Source organism: Flavobacterium sp. KH_001, assembly GCF_057840745.1.
Map to the genome: position 1 here is coordinate 4,953,498 of NZ_CM174520.1, position 21,638 is coordinate 4,975,135.

Annotated in this window: 20 protein-coding genes, 7 tRNA genes and 1 pseudogene; 8 read left to right on the plus strand and 20 right to left on the minus strand. The window is 33.9% G+C overall.

What is annotated here, in order from left to right; translation table 11 throughout:
- Nucleotides 1-60 precede the first annotated feature (60 nt).
- Entirely contained in the window at nt 61-936 is an 876-nt protein-coding gene (locus tag AC3ITQ_RS20975; protein ID WP_489236037.1) for a hypothetical protein, read from the plus strand.
- Between the two features lie 95 nt (nt 937-1,031).
- Here the strand turns inward: AC3ITQ_RS20975 and AC3ITQ_RS20980 are convergent, their stop codons facing one another.
- Nucleotides 1,032-1,316, minus strand: a complete 285-nt coding sequence (locus AC3ITQ_RS20980; protein ID WP_489236038.1) for a hypothetical protein — start codon at nt 1,314-1,316, stop codon at nt 1,032-1,034.
- 242 nt (nt 1,317-1,558) lie between these two features.
- On the opposite strand from AC3ITQ_RS20980, the gene AC3ITQ_RS20985 reads away from it, so the two are divergent.
- Together AC3ITQ_RS20985 and AC3ITQ_RS20990 are read left to right on the plus strand one after the other, a co-directional pair.
- Nucleotides 1,559-1,990 carry a hypothetical protein gene (locus AC3ITQ_RS20985; protein ID WP_489236039.1) on the plus strand — a complete coding sequence of 144 codons (432 nt, stop codon included), beginning with the start codon at nt 1,559-1,561 and terminating at the stop codon, nt 1,988-1,990.
- A 180-nt stretch (nt 1,991-2,170) separates the two neighbouring features.
- Nucleotides 2,171-3,949, plus strand: a complete 1,779-nt coding sequence (locus AC3ITQ_RS20990; protein WP_489236040.1) for an AMP-dependent synthetase/ligase — start codon at nt 2,171-2,173, stop codon at nt 3,947-3,949.
- A 53-nt stretch (nt 3,950-4,002) separates the two neighbouring features.
- Here the strand turns inward: AC3ITQ_RS20990 and AC3ITQ_RS20995 are convergent, their stop codons facing one another.
- The 12 genes from AC3ITQ_RS20995 to AC3ITQ_RS21050 all read right to left on the minus strand — a co-directional run bounded on the left by AC3ITQ_RS20995 (nt 4,003) and on the right by AC3ITQ_RS21050 (nt 8,687).
- Complete coding sequence (locus AC3ITQ_RS20995; protein WP_489236041.1) at nt 4,003-4,548, minus strand: 3'-5' exonuclease; 546 nt, start codon at nt 4,546-4,548, stop codon at nt 4,003-4,005.
- A gap of 34 nt (nt 4,549-4,582) precedes the next feature.
- A complete protein-coding gene (locus tag AC3ITQ_RS21000; RefSeq protein WP_489236042.1) occupies nt 4,583-5,062 on the minus strand; it encodes a hypothetical protein in 480 nt (159 codons plus the stop codon).
- Between the two features lie 74 nt (nt 5,063-5,136).
- A complete protein-coding gene (locus AC3ITQ_RS21005) occupies nt 5,137-5,331 on the minus strand; it encodes a hypothetical protein (RefSeq protein WP_489236043.1) in 195 nt (64 codons plus the stop codon).
- A 56-nt stretch (nt 5,332-5,387) separates the two neighbouring features.
- Nucleotides 5,388-6,485 carry a slipin family protein gene (locus AC3ITQ_RS21010; RefSeq protein ID WP_489236044.1) on the minus strand — a complete coding sequence of 366 codons (1,098 nt, stop codon included), beginning with the start codon at nt 6,483-6,485 and terminating at the stop codon, nt 5,388-5,390.
- A gap of 922 nt (nt 6,486-7,407) precedes the next feature.
- Nucleotides 7,408-7,493, minus strand: a tRNA-Leu gene (locus AC3ITQ_RS21015).
- A gap of 144 nt (nt 7,494-7,637) precedes the next feature.
- Nucleotides 7,638-7,723 (minus strand) — tRNA-Leu (locus AC3ITQ_RS21020).
- Nucleotides 7,724-7,867: 144 nt separating this feature from the next.
- Nucleotides 7,868-7,940, minus strand: a tRNA-Leu gene (locus AC3ITQ_RS21025).
- 36 nt (nt 7,941-7,976) lie between these two features.
- Nucleotides 7,977-8,059: transfer RNA gene (locus AC3ITQ_RS21030), tRNA-Tyr, on the minus strand.
- Nucleotides 8,060-8,064: 5 nt separating this feature from the next.
- Nucleotides 8,065-8,137 (minus strand) — tRNA-Pro (locus AC3ITQ_RS21035).
- A gap of 113 nt (nt 8,138-8,250) precedes the next feature.
- A tRNA-Asp gene (locus AC3ITQ_RS21040) sits at nt 8,251-8,323 on the minus strand.
- Between the two features lie 20 nt (nt 8,324-8,343).
- Nucleotides 8,344-8,417, minus strand: a tRNA-Arg gene (locus AC3ITQ_RS21045).
- 69 nt (nt 8,418-8,486) lie between these two features.
- Entirely contained in the window at nt 8,487-8,687 is a 201-nt protein-coding gene (locus AC3ITQ_RS21050) for a hypothetical protein (protein ID WP_489236045.1), read from the minus strand.
- A gap of 601 nt (nt 8,688-9,288) precedes the next feature.
- Between AC3ITQ_RS21050 and AC3ITQ_RS21055 the strand changes: the two genes are divergently transcribed.
- On the plus strand, nt 9,289-10,167 hold the full coding sequence (locus tag AC3ITQ_RS21055; protein WP_489236046.1) for a hypothetical protein: 879 nt from the start codon (nt 9,289-9,291) through the stop codon (nt 10,165-10,167).
- Between the two features lie 4 nt (nt 10,168-10,171).
- Here the strand turns inward: AC3ITQ_RS21055 and AC3ITQ_RS21060 are convergent, their stop codons facing one another.
- Complete coding sequence (locus AC3ITQ_RS21060) at nt 10,172-10,798, minus strand: putative polyvalent protein kinase domain-containing protein (RefSeq protein ID WP_489236047.1); 627 nt, start codon at nt 10,796-10,798, stop codon at nt 10,172-10,174.
- Nucleotides 10,799-10,885: 87 nt separating this feature from the next.
- Between AC3ITQ_RS21060 and AC3ITQ_RS21065 the strand changes: the two are divergent.
- Nucleotides 10,886-11,059 (plus strand): annotated as a pseudogene (locus AC3ITQ_RS21065) (transcriptional regulator); the annotation flags it as partial.
- 244 nt (nt 11,060-11,303) lie between these two features.
- Here AC3ITQ_RS21065 and AC3ITQ_RS21070 read toward each other — a convergent pair.
- From AC3ITQ_RS21070 to AC3ITQ_RS21095, 6 genes are all read right to left on the minus strand, one after another.
- Nucleotides 11,304-12,362, minus strand: a complete 1,059-nt coding sequence (locus AC3ITQ_RS21070) for a nucleotidyltransferase domain-containing protein (protein WP_489236048.1) — start codon at nt 12,360-12,362, stop codon at nt 11,304-11,306.
- Nucleotides 12,362-14,371, minus strand: coding sequence for an AAA family ATPase (locus tag AC3ITQ_RS21075; RefSeq protein WP_489236049.1), 2,010 nt, complete (start codon nt 14,369-14,371; stop codon nt 12,362-12,364). The genes AC3ITQ_RS21070 and AC3ITQ_RS21075 overlap by 1 nt, the downstream gene beginning before the upstream one ends.
- 2 nt (nt 14,372-14,373) lie before the next feature.
- On the minus strand, nt 14,374-15,123 hold the full coding sequence (locus AC3ITQ_RS21080) for a nucleotidyltransferase domain-containing protein (RefSeq protein ID WP_489236050.1): 750 nt from the start codon (nt 15,121-15,123) through the stop codon (nt 14,374-14,376).
- Between the two features lie 102 nt (nt 15,124-15,225).
- Nucleotides 15,226-16,038: a hypothetical protein gene (locus AC3ITQ_RS21085; protein WP_489236051.1), complete on the minus strand. Its 813-nt coding sequence runs from the start codon at nt 16,036-16,038 to the stop codon at nt 15,226-15,228.
- A gap of 334 nt (nt 16,039-16,372) precedes the next feature.
- Entirely contained in the window at nt 16,373-17,794 is a 1,422-nt protein-coding gene (locus AC3ITQ_RS21090; protein WP_489236052.1) for an RtcB family protein, read from the minus strand.
- A gap of 73 nt (nt 17,795-17,867) precedes the next feature.
- Nucleotides 17,868-18,428, minus strand: coding sequence for a hypothetical protein (locus AC3ITQ_RS21095; protein ID WP_489236053.1), 561 nt, complete (start codon nt 18,426-18,428; stop codon nt 17,868-17,870).
- A gap of 75 nt (nt 18,429-18,503) precedes the next feature.
- Between AC3ITQ_RS21095 and AC3ITQ_RS21100 the strand changes: the two genes are divergently transcribed.
- The 3 genes from AC3ITQ_RS21100 to AC3ITQ_RS21110 all read left to right on the plus strand — a co-directional run bounded on the left by AC3ITQ_RS21100 (nt 18,504) and on the right by AC3ITQ_RS21110 (nt 21,608).
- Nucleotides 18,504-19,142, plus strand: coding sequence for an HD domain-containing protein (locus AC3ITQ_RS21100; protein ID WP_489236054.1), 639 nt, complete (start codon nt 18,504-18,506; stop codon nt 19,140-19,142).
- A gap of 748 nt (nt 19,143-19,890) precedes the next feature.
- Complete coding sequence (locus AC3ITQ_RS21105; RefSeq protein WP_489236055.1) at nt 19,891-20,922, plus strand: helix-turn-helix transcriptional regulator; 1,032 nt, start codon at nt 19,891-19,893, stop codon at nt 20,920-20,922.
- Between the two features lie 227 nt (nt 20,923-21,149).
- Nucleotides 21,150-21,608 (plus strand): MarR family winged helix-turn-helix transcriptional regulator, encoded by a 459-nt coding sequence (locus AC3ITQ_RS21110; protein ID WP_056193743.1) that lies wholly within the window; start codon nt 21,150-21,152, stop codon nt 21,606-21,608.
- Nucleotides 21,609-21,638: the final 30 nt, after the last annotated feature.

The window sequence follows — 21,638 nt, forward strand, 5'->3', positions numbered from 1 at the left end:
GAATATTTACATTTTAATCTTAAAAAGTAAAAGATACCAAAACAACTAAACAAAAGAAAGATGCACAAGAACAAAATTTTAAGACTACTTACATTTATTATTATCCTAACTTTTAGCAGCTGTGTAAGTGAAGAAGATCTAAATCCGGATTTAAGAGAAATTATTGCGATCTGTGACCTGCTAACCTCTTCTAACGACTCTAAAGTTAGTATCTATAGCATTATACTAAATGATGGAAGCAGCACACCCGTTTACAAGTCTGAATCTTATGCTCTTGAAGAAGGCATCGTTTCTGAATTTAAATTAAGTGGCAACGGAGTCAAATATTCGTTTTTAGTTAGAGAGTGGGGATTTGGAACTCCATACCCAGAAACCAGAAAAACATACTCAGGCACATTAAATGATGATGCGTTTCTAAAAGATCAAACTAATAAAATCAATATCATCAGAGAAGGTTCTGACTGGAAAATACTTGTAAATGGCAAAAACGAGACCATATCCACAGATAATGAACCAGATGGTGGAACTGGAGGAGGTACTGGCGGGGGAACTGATGGAGGTACTGGCGGTGGAACAGGTGGCGGCACTGGGGGAAATGACACTCAAGAATTAATGAACCAGTGCGTAGAAGGCAAACAAGGTGATCAAAAAAGTTTCAAATTAACTCTTCCTGCAAACGTAAAGAAAATGGTAATTGAAACATCTGAAGATGGTGGCTGCTATTTGAATTCTGCAGATTTGTTTGTCGGCAAAAGCCGTCCTTCAATAATCTCTACTTATCCATACAAATGGAATGCCGAATATTCAAGCATACTACCTAACAGAGATAAGGAAAACATCACAATCACAAATCCTCCGTCGGGAGAATGGTATGTAATGTTATATGGTTTTAATAATTACTTTTCATCCAATCTTAAAATCACACTCTCCTATTAATTTGACAACATAAGCGGATAGGGATAACTAAATTTTAACTATCACAATATAAAAAAATGCCTCAGCACTATCCCTATCAGCTGAGGCATTTTTTTTTAGCGTTTTAGTGAGGAGGCAATTCCCGTTGCCACATTTGAAGCACCAAAAGCGAACAATCCTGATGCAATCGCCTTCTGACCTGCAAAAAACTGATTATCTACAATTGCATCATTAAAGTAATGTCCGCCAACTACACCTGCAACTAATCCCAGGCCAATAATGCCAATATGCCACCAAGGCTCCGGATCTGGCGGTGGTGGGATTTTTTTCAATAAGTCTCTTAACCATCCCGGGTACCCTGTACCACACCATCCCATAATCAAAAAGAAAGCTGTTTCCATAATTTCAATTTTAAAATAATGCCTACTCTTTTGCTTTTCGGCTCACGCATTTAATTTGAAATAAAATTATAGTAAGCAAACTCTAAATTAGCAAGGTAAATAACTGTTTTTCAAAGGGGAAAAACACGGTATTTTTTAGTTAAAATAAATCTTTATTTTTAATTAAAATTTGAAGTATATTAGCTTAAAAATATTTGCCACTGATTTTTTTTAAACCCCAAAAACACTTAAACCTACATAGAATGAAATCTTTACATTTATTAGTAATTACATTATTTTTTACTGTTGCACAGTCTTATTCACAAGTCGAGGTAAATAAAATTTCTTATAATGGTCGTGATCGCTACATTACCACAACAATTGGCTATCCCGTTCCCGGTACTTATATTCCCGCAGGACAAAAAGAGCCTATTACAGTTTTAAACCCTGATGGAACCGGAGTAATTCAGTCTGAAGATTTAAGCAAAACAAAGATGAATTGGGGAATTGAATGTACCGAAGAAGGAATTCCTGTTTTTAGAGAAGGTTTCAATAGCGCCTCTTACACTTTTTGGTACAGGCCAAACGATAGCAACGAATGGATTAACTCTCAATTTTCTATTCACTTTACCAAGAAAAAAATGTTTTTAATGGGAGAAAGAGTGAAAGAATATGTAGATTATGATGTTCAGTAATCTGAAAAAAAATCACACATCAAATTACATAATTTTTATTTTTTGGGAAAAATTACCCGCAAAAAGAAAACGTTTTCGTTGATTTTCAAGAGTCCTTATAAATTTTCCCATAAAATTCCACAAAATTAAAAATTATACCTATTTTTTATTTAATTTGCGATAAAATTCAACATATTAAACATGGTTTCAATCACACGCCTTTTTGATTTTCCCTATTATCAACAAGAAACTTATAACCTTCCGGTTGCTTTGGCAACAAAAAAAGACGGAGTCTGGGAAAAAACATCTAGCGAAGAATATATTGCTAAAGCCAATGCTGTTTCGAGAGCATTGTTGCGCATGGGCGTTCAGAAAGATGATAAAATCGCTTTGATCACCTCAAATAACCGTACTGAATGGAATATCATGGATATTGGTATTCTGCAGACTGGTGCTCAGAACGTGCCTATTTATCCAACGATTTCTGAAGAAGATTACGAATATATATTGAACCACAGTGGCAGCATTTACTGTTTTGTGTCTGATGATGAAGTACTTCAAAAAGTAAGACTGATACAGGCCAATGTTCCGACTTTAAAAGAAGTGTATTCTTTTAATGAAATTCCGGGTTGTAAACACTGGAGTGATTTATTGGCACTTGGTGAAGACCAAAGCAATCAAAACGAAGTTGAAGCGAGAAAAGACAGTATTCAAACGGATGATTTAGCCACTATTATTTATACTTCAGGAACTACAGGAAGACCTAAAGGTGTTATGCTTTCACACAAAAATATTGTTTCTAATGTTTTAGACAGTGCGCCAAGAATTCCGTTTGATCCGGGAAAAAGCACGGCGTTGAGCTTCTTGCCTATTTGTCATATTTTTGAAAGAATGATTTTGTACATCTATCAATATTATGGTGTTTCGGTTTACTTTGGAGAATCAATTGATAAAATCAGTGATAACTTAAAAGAAGTTCGTCCGACTGTAATTACAGCGGTACCAAGACTTTTAGAGAAAGTTTACGATAAAATTTATGCAAAAGGATCTGAATTAACCGGTATCAAGAAAAAACTGTTTTTCTGGGCTATTGATTTAGGTTTAAAATACGAACCATACGGAGCCAATGGTGCCTGGTATGAGTTTCAGTTAAAAATTGCACGGAAACTTATTTTCAGTAAATGGAAAGAAGGTTTGGGAGGAAATTTAGATTTAATGGTTTCCGGAAGTGCTGCTTTACAGCCGCGTTTAACAAGAGTTTTTGCTGCTGCAGAAATTCCGGTTATGGAAGGTTACGGTTTGTCTGAAACATCACCGGTAATTGCCGTAAACGATCAAAGAAACAAAGGATTTAAAATTGGAACGGTTGGAAAAGTAATTCGTAATGTCGAAGTTAAAATTGCTGCAGACGGAGAAATTCTTTGCAAAGGACCAAACGTAATGTTAGGCTACTTTAAAGATCCTGAAAAAACGGCCGAAGCATTGCAAGACGGGTATTTCCACACTGGAGATATTGGTGAAATTGACAGCGAAGGTTTCTTAAAAATTACAGATCGTAAGAAAGAGATGTTCAAGACTTCTGGTGGAAAATATATTGCACCTCAGTTAATCGAAAATGCCATGAAACAATCTCGTTTTATCGAGCAGATTATGGTTATTGGAGACGGTGAAAAAATGCCGGCTGCTTTTATCCAGCCTAACTTTGAATTTGTAAAAGAATGGGCAAAGCTTCATAAAACAACTTTAGGAAGCACAAACGCTGAAATAAGCGCAAATCCGGAGGTAATTAAACGTATCGACGAAGAAGTTGAAACGATTAATGAGAAGTTTGGAAACTGGGAAAAAATCAAACGTTTTGAGTTAACTCCTGATGTTTGGTCTATCGATGGCGGACAACTTACTCCTACTTTAAAATTAAAACGTAAGATCATTAAAGAAATTTACAAAGATCTTTACGCTAAAATCTATGGTCACGAATAACATTCCAAAATAATTTAACCAAGAAAAAGGCTGTCTTCCAAGGACAGCCTTTTTTAATTCTGCAAACACCAATGTAGAATCTTGGCAATATTCTTTGCATCATCAATCCCGCGGTGATGTGTTCCTTCAAGCGGAATATCCAATAAATGCAAAGCGCCATTCATTCCGGTTGACTTCACTAAACCAAATTTTTCTCCAAACCAAACCTTGACATTAATATGTTCGTCGGCCATTGGATATGGAATTCCGAATGATTTACATTGTTTTCTAAGCATATTGATATCATACTGACCATAACTTGCCCAAGTATATAAATCGGGATTATATTCGTCAACTAATTTTTCAATTGCTTCTTCAAAACTTACTCCGTTTCTGTCTAGTAAATCCTGGGTAATAGTGGTTAATTCCGTACAAAACGGACTCACATTGGAACGTTGCGGTTTGATCAAAATACCTTGATTTTGCGTTATCTCACCCGTTTCTGAATCCAAAATCGCTAATCCGATTTCGATGATTTCATTTTCCTGCCCCTGCGGAACTGCACTTTGCCAACATGTGGCTTCTAAATCGATAATAATAATTTTATCTGTTGTTTTCATTTTTTTACTTTTTTAATATTCTATAATTCTCTTTCTAAAAAAGAGCTATCATTTGACGAAGATTTCTTTCGATTGCTTTATAGCGTTTCCGCCATTTGAAAATGTTTATGACTTTTTTCTCGCTATTTCCAATATGTTTACCTTCTTCAATTTTAGACTGTTCGTGAAACTTTTTAAAAGAACGCGGTTGAAAATCAACCATAATTGCAGCCATATTGATTGCATCAATATTTACTGGATCTGTTTCGCCTTTAAAGAAAGTCTCAATAGGTCTGAACTTATCTTTTTGCTCCTTAAACTTTTTCTTTTTAGTATGATCAAAATCTAAAGAAAATAGATTTCTAAAAACATTTAAGTCATCCTGAGTTGGGTTTTTCTCGAAAATAAGCCAACAAAAATCTCGAAGTTTTCCACGAGAAGGCTTGTGCAAATAATCAAAGTATTTTCCGTTTTTTTCTATCTCATATTTAATTCTGATCGCTTTTTTATATTCATTTAATGTATTGTTACGCATTGTATTTCTCTTTAGAAATTCTTGAGAATCTCAGGAAAAACGCAGGAATTCTCAGAATCCTCCAGCTGTAAGTTTTAAAAACACCCATACTTTGCCAGAGGAATATTATATAAATTGTATACAATATTCTTTGCTTCTATTTTTTCTTTCCGGCGTTTAATGAGCTCTAAACCCGTTTCTTCTGCCGAAGCCAACGGAAGCTCACTACCCCTATTTATATTGGTCTGACCAACATAAGGATCAGACGTAAATACTGTTTTTTGATTCATTCTTAAATTTTATTTTTAATTAAACCCTTAACAGATACTGCTAAGGGTTTCTTTTTTTACTTCACGAAGATTTCCTTTAATTGACCAATAACGTTTCCGCCGCCTGAAATTGTGATTTCTCCAATTTTATCAGCGATTTTTTCAACGTATTCCATCTCTTTCAATTTCCACAACATTTCGTTTTCTTCCATCAGCTTTGCCGTGTTTAGCAAACTTCTTGTTGCAGCGGTTTCTTCTCTTCTCATGATGCTGTTGGCCTGTGCTTTTTTCTCGGCAACCAAAACCTGATTCATGATTTCTTTCATATCACCTGGCAAAATCACGTCACGAATTCCGGCATCAGAAATCGTCAATCCCAATTCGTTTATTTTGGCCGTTACTTCAGCCAAAATTGCCTCGGCAATCGAATCTTTCTTCGCCAATAATTCATCCAGAGTCAATCCACCAACAAAAGCTCTTAAAGCCAATTGCATGGCAACATACAATTGTTTATCGAAGTCTTTGTTATCGACCAACGCTTTCATAATATCAACCACCTGGTATCTCACAAAGAAATTGATTCTTAATCCTGCTTTATCTTTTGTCAACAATTCCTGACCCGAAATTTCCACTTGTTGTTGTCGTGCATCAACCGTTTTAACTTCGATCGTAATCGCGTTATTCCAAAAGTAATGCGTTCCGGCTTTCAATTCTTTCACGAAAGTTCCGTTCACAAACAATAAAGCTTTGTCGTTGCTTGACACTATGAATTTTCTAATAAAAAATCGCAATTGAGCATGCTCCAATAAGTTCACTGGGACATTTTCTGTAATTTCAATTTTAGAAACATCCACTTTGGTGAATTCATTTTTTATGATTCCTTTCCAGAAAGCATATCTTCCCGCTTGCAAAGTACCTTTAAAGTTTCCGTTTACGAATTGCAAAACAATCTCGTTATCCGCCACCTCAACGATTTCCAGCATAGAAGCCAATACTTCGTTCTGTAACAAAATATTCAATTCAAATGGCGCCTGAAATGATTCATTCGTATTGTAGATCATCACATTTTTATTTCCAAAAATCCAGTGCAATCCTTCTTCTAGTACGTTTACCAATTTTCTATTTTCGAATACTAATCCTACTTGGTAAGCCTCAATTTTAATTCTTGTAATCATGGTTTTATTTTTTAGTTTGTTTTGTTTTGTTTGTTTCAAGTTTCAAGTTTCAAGTTTTGAAACCGCATAAATCTATTCTCTATATTCTATTCTCTTGCTTCTTGCCTCTTGCTTCTATATTCTATATTCTTAAATAAAAAAACCTCATTGCCCTTCTCCTCCGAGAAAAACGGACTAACAGTTTGTAATTTGCTTACTCTAATTGTTTTGCAATTCTATTTTGAAAAAGCGATTTTAAATTCTAAAAAAATCACTTGAACAATCAAACCGAAAAGAAATAGCGTATTTCAAAATACATTTCTGTTCGCACTGGTTTTATCATGAGTGTGAATTAGGATCCCCAAATCCTAATTTCACTGACAAAGACAAATCAGTTTTTTCCTGGTCATCTTTTAAAGAGTGATGTTCTCTGGAAATACAGATTTTCAGTCTGTGACTTTCCCGATCCAAAATCGGTGCAGGAATTGAACCTGCGAATTGTCTATTGTTCTAACCAACTGAACTATCGCATTGCTGCGAATGGGAGTCGAACCCATGACCCATAGAGTGAGATTATTTTTTGGCAAACAATCCAAAGCCTTCAAATCAAGTTGCATAGAAAAACATAATACGCTTTCGCGGAAAGTTCCCTACAATGGTGCTATACAGAAACACGCAACAGGACTTGTTTGATATTGTAAATCAAAGTTTCCTTTGATGAATTTCAGTTTATAAAAGAACTTGTTTTAATTCCTGAGCAAATATTCAAATCACACTGCGCAGTTATTCTGCGTAGTGTTTTTTTTTGCCACAAAGGCACAAAGACACTAATCTTATTTTTCTTTGCGACTTTGCGTCTTTGCGCGAAAATTGCTCGCCGGTATTGTTTAACTTTATTTTGTTAATCTCGCGCAAAGACGCAAAGTCGCAAAGTTTTATCTAGTACAGGAAGAGTCCCGATAGCTATCGGGACGAACTCTCAAAATACTGATTCTAAGTCAGCCGCGTCTGCCGTTCCGCCACTCCTGCTTTTTTTTGCCACGAAGGCACAAAGACACTAATCTTATTTTTCTTTGCGACTTTGCGTCTTTGCGCGAAAATTGCTCGCCGGTATTGTTTAACTTTATTTTGTTAATCTCGCGCAAAGACGCAAAGTCGCAAAGTTTTATCTAGTACAGGAAGAGTCCCGATAGCTATCGGGACGAACTCTCAAAATACTGATTCTAAGTCAGCCGCGTCTGCCGTTCCGCCACTCCTGCTTTTTTTTGCCACGAAGGCACAAAGACACTAATCTTATTTTTCTTTGCGACTTTGCGTCTTTGCGCGAAAATTGCTCGCCGGTATTGCTTAACTTTATTTTGTTAATCTCGCGCAAAGACGCAAAGTCGCAAAGTTTTATCTAGTACAGGAAAAGAGATTCGAACTCTCAAAATACTGATTCTAAGTCAGCCGCGTCTGCCGTTCCGCCACTCCTGCTTTTAATTAACTTTCAGGATTCCAACCTGAAAGTTGTGGAAATAGTAGGATTCGAACCTACTCAGTCAAAGACAACGGTTTTACAGACCGACCTAACTCTCCAGCTTTAGCGTATTTCCATTTGTCTGGGAAGCAGGACTCGAACCTGCAACCTCCTGCATCCAAAGCAGGTAAACAGCCAATCGTTATCTTCCCAGATTTTTTTTTAAAAGGTTCTAAGGTTCTTAGCTGCTAAGATTCTAAGTTTTTCAACCTTTGCTCCTTTGTACCTCTGCAACTCTGCACCTTTCCTCCGCACCTTTAAAAAAAGCGGCTCATACGGGAGTCGAACCCGTTTCTCCCGAGAGACAGTCGGGAAGGTTAGCCAGTAACCCCAATGAGCCAGTTCTTTCTAGAGAACGAGTGATTTTGGAAGGGTTCGAACCTTCGACCCTCTGCTTCGTAGGCAGACGCTCTATCCAACTGAGCTACAAAATCAGTATGTTTTGGGCATAAAAAAAGCACCCGATTAAAGGTGCTTTATAAATTCAACGGGATATAACTATCCTATTGCCTGTATTGATGCACCTGTGTTGTTAAACGTCCAAGATCTGAGCTCGGGTTTAGCAGTTGTTCGTTATATATGTTTTTATTAAAAGCCATTTTATATGTTGTATTATATTTTGAAATCGTTGTTGTTTTTTGAAATTCTTTCTTCAGATTTTCTTCGGCAAAGATAAAGTCGAAAAAATCAATTATCCAAATCATTTTTAAAATTATTTTACTGATTATCAATTAGTTAAACTTGAATAAAATCCATAAAAATCCCTGTCCGCATACTGGTGCAGATTTCTTTTTGTATCAAATGACTGTCTCTCATCAGATTACTTTTCAAGATTATATTTCACTAATTTGTTTTATCATGTAACATTTGGTCAATTATTTTTTTAATTATTTTTAGTTAAGGGTTATTTTTTATCATTTTCTTGTCCTATTCTGCAATTTTCTTGTCACACTGGGCGGAGTCGAAGTCGCATTAAAAACAAAAAAAGCGTCCCGAGGAGGACGCTTTTATCTATTTATGTTGAGTTTGGAACTACAATTCCGTTTCTATTCCATAAAATACATATGACATCCTGAGTCTTTAGCTGGAAGAAATCCCGCTAAACGATCGCTATTTTTTATTGCTGACAGGTTCATATGTTTGTTTTTTTACTAATTCGAGGGCAAATGTAACGTATATTTTTATTTAATATAACTTTTTCTGTTGTTTTTGTTAAAATTAAAACAAATAAAACCTATTGATTTATTCCAGAATTTTAGTTTGGTAGCAACTTTTGATTATTTTTATCTCACTTAAATGAAACCTATGAAAGAATATATTGACAGTATTGTCTGGTCTGAAGTTTGGGAATTTTCGAAACAATTTATTTTACCCAATATTGGTTGGTTTCTATTCTGGACCGTTTTATTTATTATTCTCGGCCTTATTGTAGGAATCATTTTCAATGTCTTTTTGTACAGAAAAAACATTTTCACCCGTGACAGGAAATATTACAATTGGATAACCAAACTCTGGATTCCGTATTTTATGATTGTTTTCCTTTATTTCTTTGCTATGATTGGCCTTTTGTATGGAGGGAAATCGGTTTTGCGATCAGAAAACAAAAACATAACGGCGAATATTTATGCTAAAACAATTGGAACCACTTTTTCATCTGAAAAGGAAAAAAAAGATTTTCTGCATTCGCTTCAATTGCTTTCTAATTCTTCAGAAGATGTCAGCAAATCTTTGACCCAGGCATTGGCGCTTTATATCAAACAAAACAACAGCGGTTTACAAACTGTAGATAACTTTAAGAATTCATCGACTTCGTTTTTGCTTCAAAAATACGAGTCGGAAGTTTACAGCGCCTGCGTGTATGGTTTTATGAAAGTCGTTGACGACAAAGCCGACATGAAAAATGTAAAAGATATTGATTATGCTAAATTCAAAACGCTTTTACAAAAACTGGATCAAATCGAACCGCAACGAATCGAAAACTCCATACAATCTGAAATAGGACGCAAATTACAAGCCGGATTGGATCTTATTTTTAATGAAATCCTGAAACACGAATTGCTTTTTTTCCTTTTGTTTTTGATTATTCCTTTTGTGGAGTATTTTATTTATTTGAAGTTTGTGAAGAGGAAGGATGATAATTTTAGTGGTTTGAAGCCTGTTGAAAATGTGATTGCTCCTAATTAAAATATCATGGTTTATAAAATTGTTCAGTAATGTAGAAAACGGTGTCGATAAATTTCAATACATTATCTTGAGTTAAAACATTTTCATCGTGTAAATCTTCAAGAATAATTCCTAATTCAGGATTAAAATAATCATTATTTCTAGTATTAAGAAAACCATTTGACGTTAAAAAAACTTTTACGTTTTCTAATTCTGTATCACTATCAGATTCTACAAACATTTGTTCAACTACAGCATAGATTGTTTCATTTTGATCATAAAACCCAATTAATTGATAAGCAGTATCAGGGAAATAGAAATTATTTAGTAATAAATTATTGAAATAATCTTCCCAAGTTTCATAATAAATACTATCGTTTAGCTTTACTACTTTATGTTTGTTTTGAAGATAAACTTTTTGTTCAGCACCTGAAGAAATAAAAGCATTGATATTTATATAAGTAATCCAAAAACTATTCCGATCGCAAAATTGTTTTATTATCGCTGTTTCTTCACTTTTGATTTGCTTGCCTGACTCAAACGTTCCGCTTGGGCTCTTGCTTTTTCTAAGGTAACCGGAGATTGCTTGGATATTTGCTCCATGCTTAACTTGGCTCTTTCCTGAAATGATATTTTGTAGTTCATGTTTCATGAAGTTGATAATGCAAATATAAAGATTTTAAAGTTACTATTTTATCACTTAAAAAAGTAAGAAAAAACATATTTTTATAATTTATGAAATTTCTTTAATAGCTTTTACGATAATAGTACTAATAGTGGTGCTCAAGGAAATACTCATAACAATCATTGTACATTCAATCCTCTTGATAAAGTCGTGGAGCTTTATGAGCGTTTGGTTTTGGCTGAAAAAGAAAAGGTTGAATATTTAGAGAAGTTGTTGAAAGGGAAATAATATTCTTGATTAGAGGATTTCGTATATATAAAATGGGTAAAGTGATTTGTATGGGTCTAAACTTGTTAAAAATGTGATTGAGCGTCAATTACTATTAAAATTTTTTTGCCTTTTTAGGTTCTCCACAATTTCCTTAGCTTCTCTCAAACCACAGTTTAATTCTAAGTGAACAACTAAAGTTGCTTCCGGAATATTATTCTGTTCTATTAAAAGTAAGACCTGCAGTTTTGTTTCATATTTTAATTCATCCATATAATTGTTCTCTCATTTTTATTAAAGTTTTAATTGCTTTTTCATCATTTGGCTTTTCTGGTAAAGTTGAAGTCTCATAATGATTTTCAATTGAAACAATTAGATTATCTGTCATGTCAAGCAAATCATCATATTCTTTATTTCCAGCTTTTATATCGAGTAATTCCTCGCGATTTGAAACTCTGATATTCAATTTTCCAGTAGACAGAATTTGGTCAGCGGTTTGCAAAAGCCGGATCGTATGCATCATGTTTTTGCTGTCGTAGTTTTTACCGTGCTTTTGGTTTGTATCGTAACGATCTTCGTTTCGTTTCTCTATCCAATTCCAATATTCAGTGTATTCTTTACAATATTTCGAATAGCCATCCTGATTGCAGGACAAATAGCCTATTAACTTTTCGTTTTTAGGAATAGACGAAAGCGAAACTTCATTTGAGTTTTCTTTTTGAGTAATTCCTTTATAACCTAAAGTTTTATCCTGATCATAAAATAACGCAAACATTCCTTTTGAATTGGGTAAATTAATCAAACCGCATTGTTCCTGATTCAACTTATTTTCTGCTAAAAAACTATTTAAAGCAAGTGTTTCATAACCTTTCAGGACATAACAAAAATCTAAAAGGCTTTTCTTTTCCTTTGGCATTGGGTTTACTATTTTCTTGTTTAAACCTCTCGCCTTTTTGATTTGCGTTACAGCATAACCTGCAAAAGAATCTTTGCAGAGTTTCGATAGAAAATCTTCTAGTTTCAAATGCTCCATTAAAGGATGTTTGTACAAAATACAATCTTCCGGAGAAGCCAAAATTTCCAGAATATTAGGATTATTTTTAAGCAACAATTCTACAAAACGACCAATCTCATAATATACCTCATCATTGGTTTCATTACTGATTTGCGGAATATAATCTAACCCAAAGAATTTTTCTTTTGGTAGATAATAAACCCCTTTAATATCAGTATCAGATGTTGGTGTATTTAACCCAAAAGATTTACTTCCCGAAATAACTTCGAAAAGGATTAGGTTTCGGGATTTTAAGTCTTGAATTGTCATTATTTTTGCGTAATGAAATTATAAATTTCAATAGTTAATTTTTCAATTTCTTTATTTTTTGATAAGATATCCCATGAAAATTTTTTATCAAAAACCAACTCGCTTAATTCCCGTTTATTAATAATTGTTCCCAAAGATTCGGCTTTTACTTCATAAGTTGATTGATTAAGAATAAACGTCGATGATATTTTACCCATTTTTTTTCTTATTTCCTCCAGAAATTCTCCAACATATTTTTTCGCAAAATCGGAATAGCTAACTTGAGATAATGCTTCATCAATTTTTAATAAAATTTCAGCTTCGTGTGACTTAACCAAAGTTTTATTGCAAAGATCAATTAGAACTTCTTTCCACATTTCATTAGTCAATAGATTCTCTATTTCTCTTATATTCCAAACAATCTTAGGAATAAAATTATCTGTTTTTAACTCTTCTAACTCTTTTAATCTAATACCTTTTTTACTACTTTGCTTAGATGCATCAGAGTCTGCTAAAAGAAATATTCTATTACTAATTGCTAAGGCTTTGATATCTTTTAAAACTATTTCTATGTTTTCTTTTTCTACTTCATCGTCAAAAATATAGTGGTCAATATTTGATCCTGCATATTCAAAAAATGCAAAATCTATATCTTCTTTTAGATAAGATTTTTCAATTGAATCACAATATGATTTTAAAAATGCTTTTATGTAATTACGATCAGATATTCCTTCGACCCAAATACTACAATTTGCCATAAAAACAGAAGAGTTATTTACTCCTAAATCCTTAAGCAAAGAATTATCACCTCTGTTTACGTTTTTTATAGTAAACTGTTTATCGTTTAATTCATTCTTTCTTTGAGAAAATAAATAAATGGAGACATCTTCTTTTTCAATTGTTAAATCTAAAAAATGATTTGAATGGGTGCTAATTACATATTTCAGGTTCTTATCAGTCAAATCTTTATTAGATGTAATTTGCTCCAGAAATAATCTTTGCATTCCAGGATGCAAATTAAGTTCTGGCTCATCAATAAAAATAAAGGATTCAGGTTCCGACATGAAAATCTTGTAAATTAGGACAATTAATGCTTGGACACCATCACCTAAATCATATAGCTTTCTAGTCTCTTTTTCCCCTTCAACATGTATCAGAATTAATTCGGATTCATTAATTCCTTTTTCATTATCATTTTTATCGAATTTAGCTACAATATCAATTTGTTTGCTATCAAAAAAATTAGCGCTTAAAAATTTTTCAAAATTTTCAAACTGAATTCTTATGGCTTTTTCTGAATTTCTTGAATTCAATATATCTCTATATAAATGTAGACCCGTAAAAATTTGAACAGTATTATTTATTCTATAATTCTGTAAGTAAGTATGATGAAATATATCTTTTTCAATTTTTTCATATTCATTTGTACCTGGTTCATTTAATTTTTTTTCTGAACCAGGTTTTATTATTTGAAATAATGAATGGGCTGTTCTTAAAGTTGGTATATAATATTTTTTAGGTTTAAATTCTTTGTTATATATCTCGTCAATTTTAGAATAATTCTTTAAAAAATCATCTTGCATATTAGGATAACTTCGTATTTCATCAAGTCTTTTTTTGTTAGCTGTTATAACAGATATTATATTATTTAAATCATCTCCGTTCAATTTAACGAGCGTATTTCTTTGAACTTTATCTGCTTTCTGATCCAATACACTCGCACTTCCTCCATAAATTCGTTTAGTATACTTATCTAAAAAGGTTTTTATTTTATCTCTATTAAACATTTCAACATATAGATTGTACTCATTAATATGTTGTCTCAATAAAAATAAATCATTAATTCCATAATATGAATTTAAAGACATCAACTGTCTCATAAATCTACTTTTACCACAATTATTAGCTCCAACAATTATATTTATTGAATTAAATTTTGGAAAATACTTTATAGGATGGTCTTGATCATTTAAAAAATAGTCTCTAAAATTTTCCGTATTTTCAATAATTAGGTCATAAGTATTTTTCATAATCATTTATTTATTATTTTCCTAAAAAACAAATCTAACTCCTCACTCATCTTCTTCCCACTTCCCAACTTACTAGCATTATCTTGATTAAACTTAATCGTTTCCAATAAAAAATCAGTTATTACTACTTCTTTTGGATGTAAATACTTTTCGTCTTGATTGGCTTTTATTTTCTGTAATTCTATTATTTTATCTTGTACATTTTGTGGCGCGATTGGCAATAAATCAGCAAAAGCAACGGGCGGAAAAGTATTATTTTCTATTATCCATTTCCCTGCTAAAGCAGTTCTTAAGGCGTAGAAATAACTTTTTAGTTTTACTTCTTCCATTTCGCATACTTCCATAAAATTCTTTGTCGTTCCTAAATAATGATGTAAAGTTGCTATTGGCGAGAAACATTCTACGGCTAAGTCCTGCATTTGTTTCACAAAATCTTCATTTTGGTAATACACCACAGGCGAAAACAACCACTCTATCAAAGGTGCGTTAGATTTTGCTAATAACTTTACGGCTTTCCGTAAGTCCCAACCAGAACCGTCAAGATCGTCTTCGGTCATGAATTCGATTACGTCTGGTTTTTCCCAAAGTGATAAATAATATTCTGGTTTATGCTTGTATATAAAGCGGATATCATAATCGCTGTCCGGAGAAGCAAATCCCCAGGCGCGACTTCCTGATTCCACAGCAAAAAGTATTTCTACATCTTTACTTTTTTCTATTTCTTTTAATTTCTCAAGTATTTTTTCTTTCATGATTCTTTTCAAATATAAATAAACAAAAAGCCTTTAAACCCAGTAAAAGTACCTGATTTAAAGGCTATAAATAAAGTCAGTTACAGACGTAATTTCTTACTATCAAACCAAAAAATCCGAACACAATCGTTGTTTAAATCGATCGATAGGTTTCAAATCGACATTGGTATCTCCGTTGAGAATATCAAAAGGATCATCTAAACCGCTAATTAACAAATACAAATAGCAAAACAAAAACGTAATGGCAGATGTTACCAGATAATCGGCTGAAGGGCTTTTGAATTTGGTAATCAGTAAAAGCGACATCACGATAAACAAAATACTTTGCAGCAACGTATAAGCCGGTTTGATGAAGTTGTTTCTCGAAATCGAATAGGCACGGGTAAGCTGTTTTCGCATCGCATTCGTATTTTCCTGTATCCCTTTTATGGCTTCTTTGTCGACACCTCTTTCGGCAAAATAATAGGCAATCTCATTTGATTTTCGAATTAAGGGAAAGATAACGGTAGAATCTTTTCCGTGGGAATAAATCCATGCAATAATACCATCGGTAATCGCGATCATTTGCTCGCGTAAAAAAGTGCTGTCCAGTTCCTCCTTACACAAATCAGAAGTTCCTGTTCTTGGCGCCTTGAAAGCCAGATAAATCCAGTCTTTTATCGCTTCTAAATTTGAAGCCACTTCTCCCGGGATTTTTTCACTTTCTTTAAAATCGGTCATGGTCGCGGCCAATAATAATCCGAATACAAAAAAGGCTCCGGTAAAAATAATCGTAATATCGGATAGTTCTATCAAATCGTGAAAATCCTGTCCGTAAAAAGAAAGGTTTTTGAATACAAAATTTTTAATTATTAGTATGGCCAGTGCGGCAATAAGTGACTTTAGGATTATGGTTCGCTGCTGTATAAATTTCATTAATTTTTTTTTGGCGCAAATTAAAGTATTTTAATGCCACGAAGGCACTAAGGCGCAAAGTTTTCTTTCTGCCGCGAAGACACTAAGTTTTCTTTCTGCCACGAAGGCACTAAGGCACAAAGTTTTTTTAACGGGGTGTGTTTTAAGTTTTCAGTGGGTTAAACGCACTGCTGCACGTCTAACCCACTGAAAACTGCGACTGATAAGTAAATACCCAGTCATCTTCTTAATTTAATGCTTGTCATAAAATGAGTAAAGTCTATTTTCTTACTTCTTGCTTCTTGCCTCTTGCTTCTTGCTTCTTGCTTCTTGCTTCTTGCTTCTTGCCTCTTTTTTAATCCTCTCTACTCCCATCATCCGCCATTCTGACCATTTTTGGGGTAAACTTTGCTACGACATCGACTAAATCCTGTTGTGCTTCCATCACCTGATTGATGTCTTTATAGGCCATTGGTGCTTCGTCTAAACCAGCTCCAATAAGGGTTACGCCGTGATCTTTTAAGATAGATTGCATTTCGGTTTTCGTGATGTTTTTAATGGCCTGAGTTCTGCTCATTTGTCTTCCTGCTCCGTGCGAAGCCGAATTGATCGCGTTCTCCTCCCCTTTTCCTCTCACCAAAAATCCCGGTGCGGTCATACTTCCCGGAATGATTCCCATTACGCCTTTTCCGGCTGGGGTTGCTCCTTTTCTATGCACGATTACTTCTTCTCCATTCCATGTTTCTTTCCACGCGAAATTATGGTGGTTTTCTACTTTCGCTAAAATCGTTGCTCCCAAAGCTTTCTCCATTTTGTTATGGATAATTTCATGACAAGCCGAAGCGTAATCTCCCGCCAGATTCATCGCCATCCAATATTCCTGACCCAATTGCGAGTTCATATCCAGATACGCTAAGTTTCTTGCCACTTCAGGAAGTTTACAAACATCCTTAGCAATTTTAGTATAATGTCCGGCAATGGTTGCGCCCATTCCACGTGAACCCGAATGCGTTAACAAAGCGACATACTTTCCTTTCGGAATATTTAAAACCGCATCGTCTTTGGCAAATTCCATGATTCCGAATTCCACAAAGTGATTTCCTCCACCGGAAGAACCTAATTGCGACCAGGCCTTATCTTTCAAATTCTTCACAAACGGATTCATATTAAAAGTATCGTTCTCCAAAATCGCGTGATCTGATTTGTATTGTCCCTGAAAACCATGACCTGCACCAAACTTAGAATGTGCCACTAATTCTCTTTTGAATTTAGCTTCGTTTTCAAAGTAAAAATCTTCCGGAATATCATAAACCGACAAAGCCATTCTACAACCAATATCAACTCCAACACCATACGGAATAATGGCATTTTTGGTAGCTAAAACTCCACCGATAGGCAATCCGTACCCCTGATGCGCATCTGGCATTAAAGCTCCAACAACCGTAACCGGCAATTTCATAGCAACTTCCATTTGTTTTCTGGCGCCGTCTTCGATATGTTCTAATCCGTAAGCAGAATAGGCGTTTGGATTTTGATTTAAAGTGATGAAATCTTCTGGTTTTTCATTTGCTTTTTCGATTAGGGCAGTAGCGAGTTTGCTAAAAATAGCATCGTCTGTATAATTTTCTGGTGTTTCCAAAACGCTTTTGAAATTGGTTATCATTTCATCACGTTTTAACCCATGTCTTTTACTGTTTATTTTTAATGCGATTCCGATTATTTTTCCTTCCGGGAATCCTAATTCCATTAATTCAAATCCGTTGATTTGTGTTTTCATTTTTTCTATTTTTTAAGGGGCAAAGTTGCAGAGGTTCATAGGTGCAAAGTTTTTTTTACTACTACGCAGTTATTTAAAATCGACCACCATTTTCTTGTTGAACTAATAAAATTTCATGAATTCTATTAATCTCATCTATAATTGGCTGTATTTCATATTCTACATTGAACATCTTAAAAATGTCCTTATCATAAAAATATGCTCTAAAAAATGTTCTATTATCATCTACGTAAGTTATTGGCCCGACGTATTTTTGCATTATTGTCCCAATAGTAAATTCTTTTAAAAAATCATCTAATCTTTCATCAAAATGTTCCAAAAGATTTCGCATATCTCTATTTTTTAAAATACTTGAATCATTAATATGGTAAACTTCGCGCAGCTTTTCTCCTCTATTCTTATAACATAAATTACTCATTGGAGGCCAAAAAAATCGGGAAATTCCTCCTACACTAAGAATAATATTCTGAAGTAAATCTAGAATTACATCATCGTTTTTGCAATCATAATAGTCTTTTTTCCAAAAATCATTTAATGATTCAACATCATTCAAAATTGAACGTGTTTTGGTTAATAAAGCTTGACTATAAAAAGCTTCATCAAAAGGATGAATTTCAAATCCTGACTTTTTCATATCTATCAATTTTATTTTCAAAGATTCAAATACTACTACGCAATTATTTTGCGCAGTAAAAAAGAATCTTTATTTTTGAGAAAAAACTACATGAATCTTAAAGATAAATATACCGAATTACTCACGAATATTGGCTTCGGAGAAAATGAGATTCAGCAAAATTGGCTTGATTTAGAAAAAGCCTATTCCAAAAAATCAAGACATTATCATAATCTGACGCATATACAAGATATGATTATCTGTTATGAAACCTATTTTGATCAGCTTCAATTTCCGAATGAAGTTTTGTATTCGATCTTTTATCACGACTACATTTATGTCAGCAGTAAAAAAGACAACGAATTAAAAAGTGCGGAATATGCGGTTAAGATTCTTCCGAACGAAACCACTTTGAATTCGGAATTGGTTTTTGATATTATTTGTGCGACACAATTGCATCAGCATAATGAAGTTGAAGATATTAACTGGCTGATTGATTTTGATTTGAAAATCCTCGCCAGAGATTGGGACGATTATAAAATCTATTTTGAACAGATTAGAAAAGAATACCGCATTTATCCTGATTTTCTTTATAAACCCGGGCGGGCAAAAGCGTTGAAACATTTTCTGGAAAATGATTTTATTTTTCAAACGGATGAATTCAGGAAATTGTATGAAGAGAAGGCACGAATTAATATTGAAAAAGAGATAAACATTTTAGAACGCAAAAAATAATCGCGCAATCCCGATAGCTATCGGGAGCAAAGGCGCAAAGTTTTTGTTTCACGCAGATTTAAAAAGTTTTAAGCAGATTTAAAAAGTTTTTTTTTATTAATTGAATCCTTTAATCTGTGGCTATAAAAAATTTGACGCAAAATTTTTCTCTCGCAGATTTTGCAGATTTTTTTGAATTGAATTAAAGGCTCCAGAGGAGCAATATGTTTATAGCTTAATATTGAATTGTTGAATCAAAGCTCCAGCGGAGCGATATTTAGGCTGTAAATACATTACAAAATATGTCACCCCGATGGGGTTAATGAAAACGTGTTTTATTATTTCTATAAACATGTTGTCACGCTGGTTTCTATAAACATACTGTCCCACTGGTTTCTATAAACATACTGTCCCGCTGGGACTTAAATATTTTGACGGTAAATAATATTGTAATAATATAAATGCCATTATGAAACAAGACGCGTGAGGGATAGAGGCGATATCCTTTTGTGAAGTGGAACGGAACAAAAGATAAAGCCGAAAGCCCGGCCCGGAGGGACACGCCCAAAAACTGGAAATAATTATACGTAATTGAAAAACTGAAAATTTGAATCGCGCAATCCCGATAGCTATCGGGAGCAGAAGTCACCAAGTTTTTTATAGCCACAGATTAAAGGATTAAAATGATTTAAAAAATCCGCTAAATCTGCATAATCTGCGTGAAACAAAAACTTTGAGCCTTCGTGCCTTTGCGGCAAAACCTCAAAATATGTCACAAAACAAAAATGCCTTAATACGCTACAAAACGATTGACAAATGCCTGCAGAATAAATACCGGCAATGGACTCTGGAAGATTTGATCGAATGCTGTTCTGAAGCTTTGTTTGAATATGAAGGTCGGGAAAACCCGATTAGCAAACGAACGATTCAGATGGATATTCAGCTGATGCGAAGTGAAAAACTGGGTTATAATGCGCCGATTGTTGTTTATGATAAAAAGTATTATAAATATGAAGATGACGAATTTTCGATCACAGATATTCCGCTAACGGAAACGGATATGAATGTTTTGACTGAAACGGTTTCGATGCTGAAACAGTTTAAGGATTTCTCTTTGTTTAGCGATGTCTCAGATATTTTACAACGTCTGGAGGATAAAATCTATGCGGAGAAGTCACATACGAAACCGGTTATCTATCTGGATAAAAATGAGAATTTGAAAGGGCTCCATTTCTTAGACGAGATTTATCAGGCGATTATTAAGAAAGTTACGCTTGTGATTACGTACAAGTCTTTTAAATCGAGAGAAGAAACCAAATTCCACTTTCATCCTTTTATATTGAAGGAATTTAATAACCGTTGGTTTTTGGTGGGAAAGACAAAAAGTTCACAGCCCATTAAAAATTTGGCTTTGGATCGCATTATCGCAATCGACTACGATTTTAACCTACCTTATATAGAAGAAGATTTTGATGCCGATTTGTTTTATAAAAATGTAATTGGCGTTACGGTTAATCAGGGATTACAGCCACGACGAATCGAACTTTGGATTGATTCGGTAAATGCGCCTTATGTTGTGACCAAACCTTTGCATTCGTCACAGCGGTTGATTAAAGAAAATGAAGACGGAAGTATTATTGTACATCTCTTTATTTTGCCGAATTATGAGATGGAACGTATTTTATTGGGTTTTGGCGACGGAATCGAAATTCTCCGACCCGAAAACCTCCGAAAACGAATGAAAAATATACTGCAAAAGGCACTTTCCAAATATGAATTGGATAATAATACTGCATTATAAACAGCAATTTTTACATTATATGGAATTTAACTCCGTTTTAAAGTCATAAAACAATTTTTACCGCACTTAATTTGTTAAAATATCAAAAAAGAATAGTATATTTCAAATTAAAAATAACCATAAAACACTGAAAACCAGAACAAAAAATTTATTAACCAAAAATTTATCTTAAAATAATATGCATGCATAGTATTTTTTGATTATATTTGAAATCGATATAGTTACCTATGAAAGACAAAACAATAGATTATATTTTGAGAGCGACATGGCAAGCTGTTTCAAGAATGTATAACGAAGAAGCTGCAAAATACGATGCCACTATGGCCACCGGGTTTGCTCTTTTGAGTATCGACAAGGAAGAAGGAACACCTTCGACTGCCTTAGGGCCAAGAATGGGAATGGAAGCCACGAGCCTGACCAGAACATTAAAATCAATGGAAGACAAAGGTTTGATTGTTCGCAAAAAGAATCCATCTGACGGTCGCGGTGTTTTAATTTACCTAACCGAATTTGGAAAAGAAAAAAGAGATTTATCTAAGAATACAGTTCTGAAATTTAATGAAACCGTTAGAAAACATGTTTCGGATGAAAAACTGAAACATTTTATCGAAGTTTCTGAAATTATCAACGAATTGATTCAGGACAAAAACATATTTACCCAAACAGAAAACAAAGAAAAGGAATAAGCAGATTCGTATTAAAGGGGACGGCTTATT

What these genes read in the sequence shown, in the direction of transcription:
- AC3ITQ_RS21050 (WP_489236045.1), bottom strand. Translation starts at nt 8,687, where the DNA reads ATGATTTGGATAATTGATTTTTTCGACTTTATCTTTGCCGAAGAAAAT.
- AC3ITQ_RS20975 (WP_489236037.1), top strand. Translation starts at nt 61, where the DNA reads ATGCACAAGAACAAAATTTTAAGACTACTTACATTTATTATTATCCTA.
- AC3ITQ_RS21010 (WP_489236044.1), bottom strand. Translation starts at nt 6,485, where the DNA reads ATGATTACAAGAATTAAAATTGAGGCTTACCAAGTAGGATTAGTATTC.
- AC3ITQ_RS21055 (WP_489236046.1), top strand. Translation starts at nt 9,289, where the DNA reads ATGAAAGAATATATTGACAGTATTGTCTGGTCTGAAGTTTGGGAATTT.
- AC3ITQ_RS21075 (WP_489236049.1), bottom strand. Translation starts at nt 14,371, where the DNA reads ATGAAAAATACTTATGACCTAATTATTGAAAATACGGAAAATTTTAGA.
- AC3ITQ_RS21070 (WP_489236048.1), bottom strand. Translation starts at nt 12,362, where the DNA reads ATGACAATTCAAGACTTAAAATCCCGAAACCTAATCCTTTTCGAAGTT.
- AC3ITQ_RS21110 (WP_056193743.1), top strand. Translation starts at nt 21,150, where the DNA reads ATGAAAGACAAAACAATAGATTATATTTTGAGAGCGACATGGCAAGCT.
- AC3ITQ_RS21090 (WP_489236052.1), bottom strand. Translation starts at nt 17,794, where the DNA reads ATGAAAACACAAATCAACGGATTTGAATTAATGGAATTAGGATTCCCG.
- AC3ITQ_RS21005 (WP_489236043.1), bottom strand. Translation starts at nt 5,331, where the DNA reads ATGAATCAAAAAACAGTATTTACGTCTGATCCTTATGTTGGTCAGACC.
- AC3ITQ_RS21060 (WP_489236047.1), bottom strand. Translation starts at nt 10,798, where the DNA reads ATGAAACATGAACTACAAAATATCATTTCAGGAAAGAGCCAAGTTAAG.
- AC3ITQ_RS20985 (WP_489236039.1), top strand. Translation starts at nt 1,559, where the DNA reads ATGAAATCTTTACATTTATTAGTAATTACATTATTTTTTACTGTTGCA.
- AC3ITQ_RS20990 (WP_489236040.1), top strand. Translation starts at nt 2,171, where the DNA reads ATGGTTTCAATCACACGCCTTTTTGATTTTCCCTATTATCAACAAGAA.
- AC3ITQ_RS21080 (WP_489236050.1), bottom strand. Translation starts at nt 15,123, where the DNA reads ATGAAAGAAAAAATACTTGAGAAATTAAAAGAAATAGAAAAAAGTAAA.
- AC3ITQ_RS21000 (WP_489236042.1), bottom strand. Translation starts at nt 5,062, where the DNA reads ATGCGTAACAATACATTAAATGAATATAAAAAAGCGATCAGAATTAAA.
- AC3ITQ_RS21095 (WP_489236053.1), bottom strand. Translation starts at nt 18,428, where the DNA reads ATGAAAAAGTCAGGATTTGAAATTCATCCTTTTGATGAAGCTTTTTAT.
- AC3ITQ_RS20995 (WP_489236041.1), bottom strand. Translation starts at nt 4,548, where the DNA reads ATGAAAACAACAGATAAAATTATTATTATCGATTTAGAAGCCACATGT.
- AC3ITQ_RS21105 (WP_489236055.1), top strand. Translation starts at nt 19,891, where the DNA reads ATGTCACAAAACAAAAATGCCTTAATACGCTACAAAACGATTGACAAA.
- AC3ITQ_RS20980 (WP_489236038.1), bottom strand. Translation starts at nt 1,316, where the DNA reads ATGGAAACAGCTTTCTTTTTGATTATGGGATGGTGTGGTACAGGGTAC.
- AC3ITQ_RS21085 (WP_489236051.1), bottom strand. Translation starts at nt 16,038, where the DNA reads ATGAAATTTATACAGCAGCGAACCATAATCCTAAAGTCACTTATTGCC.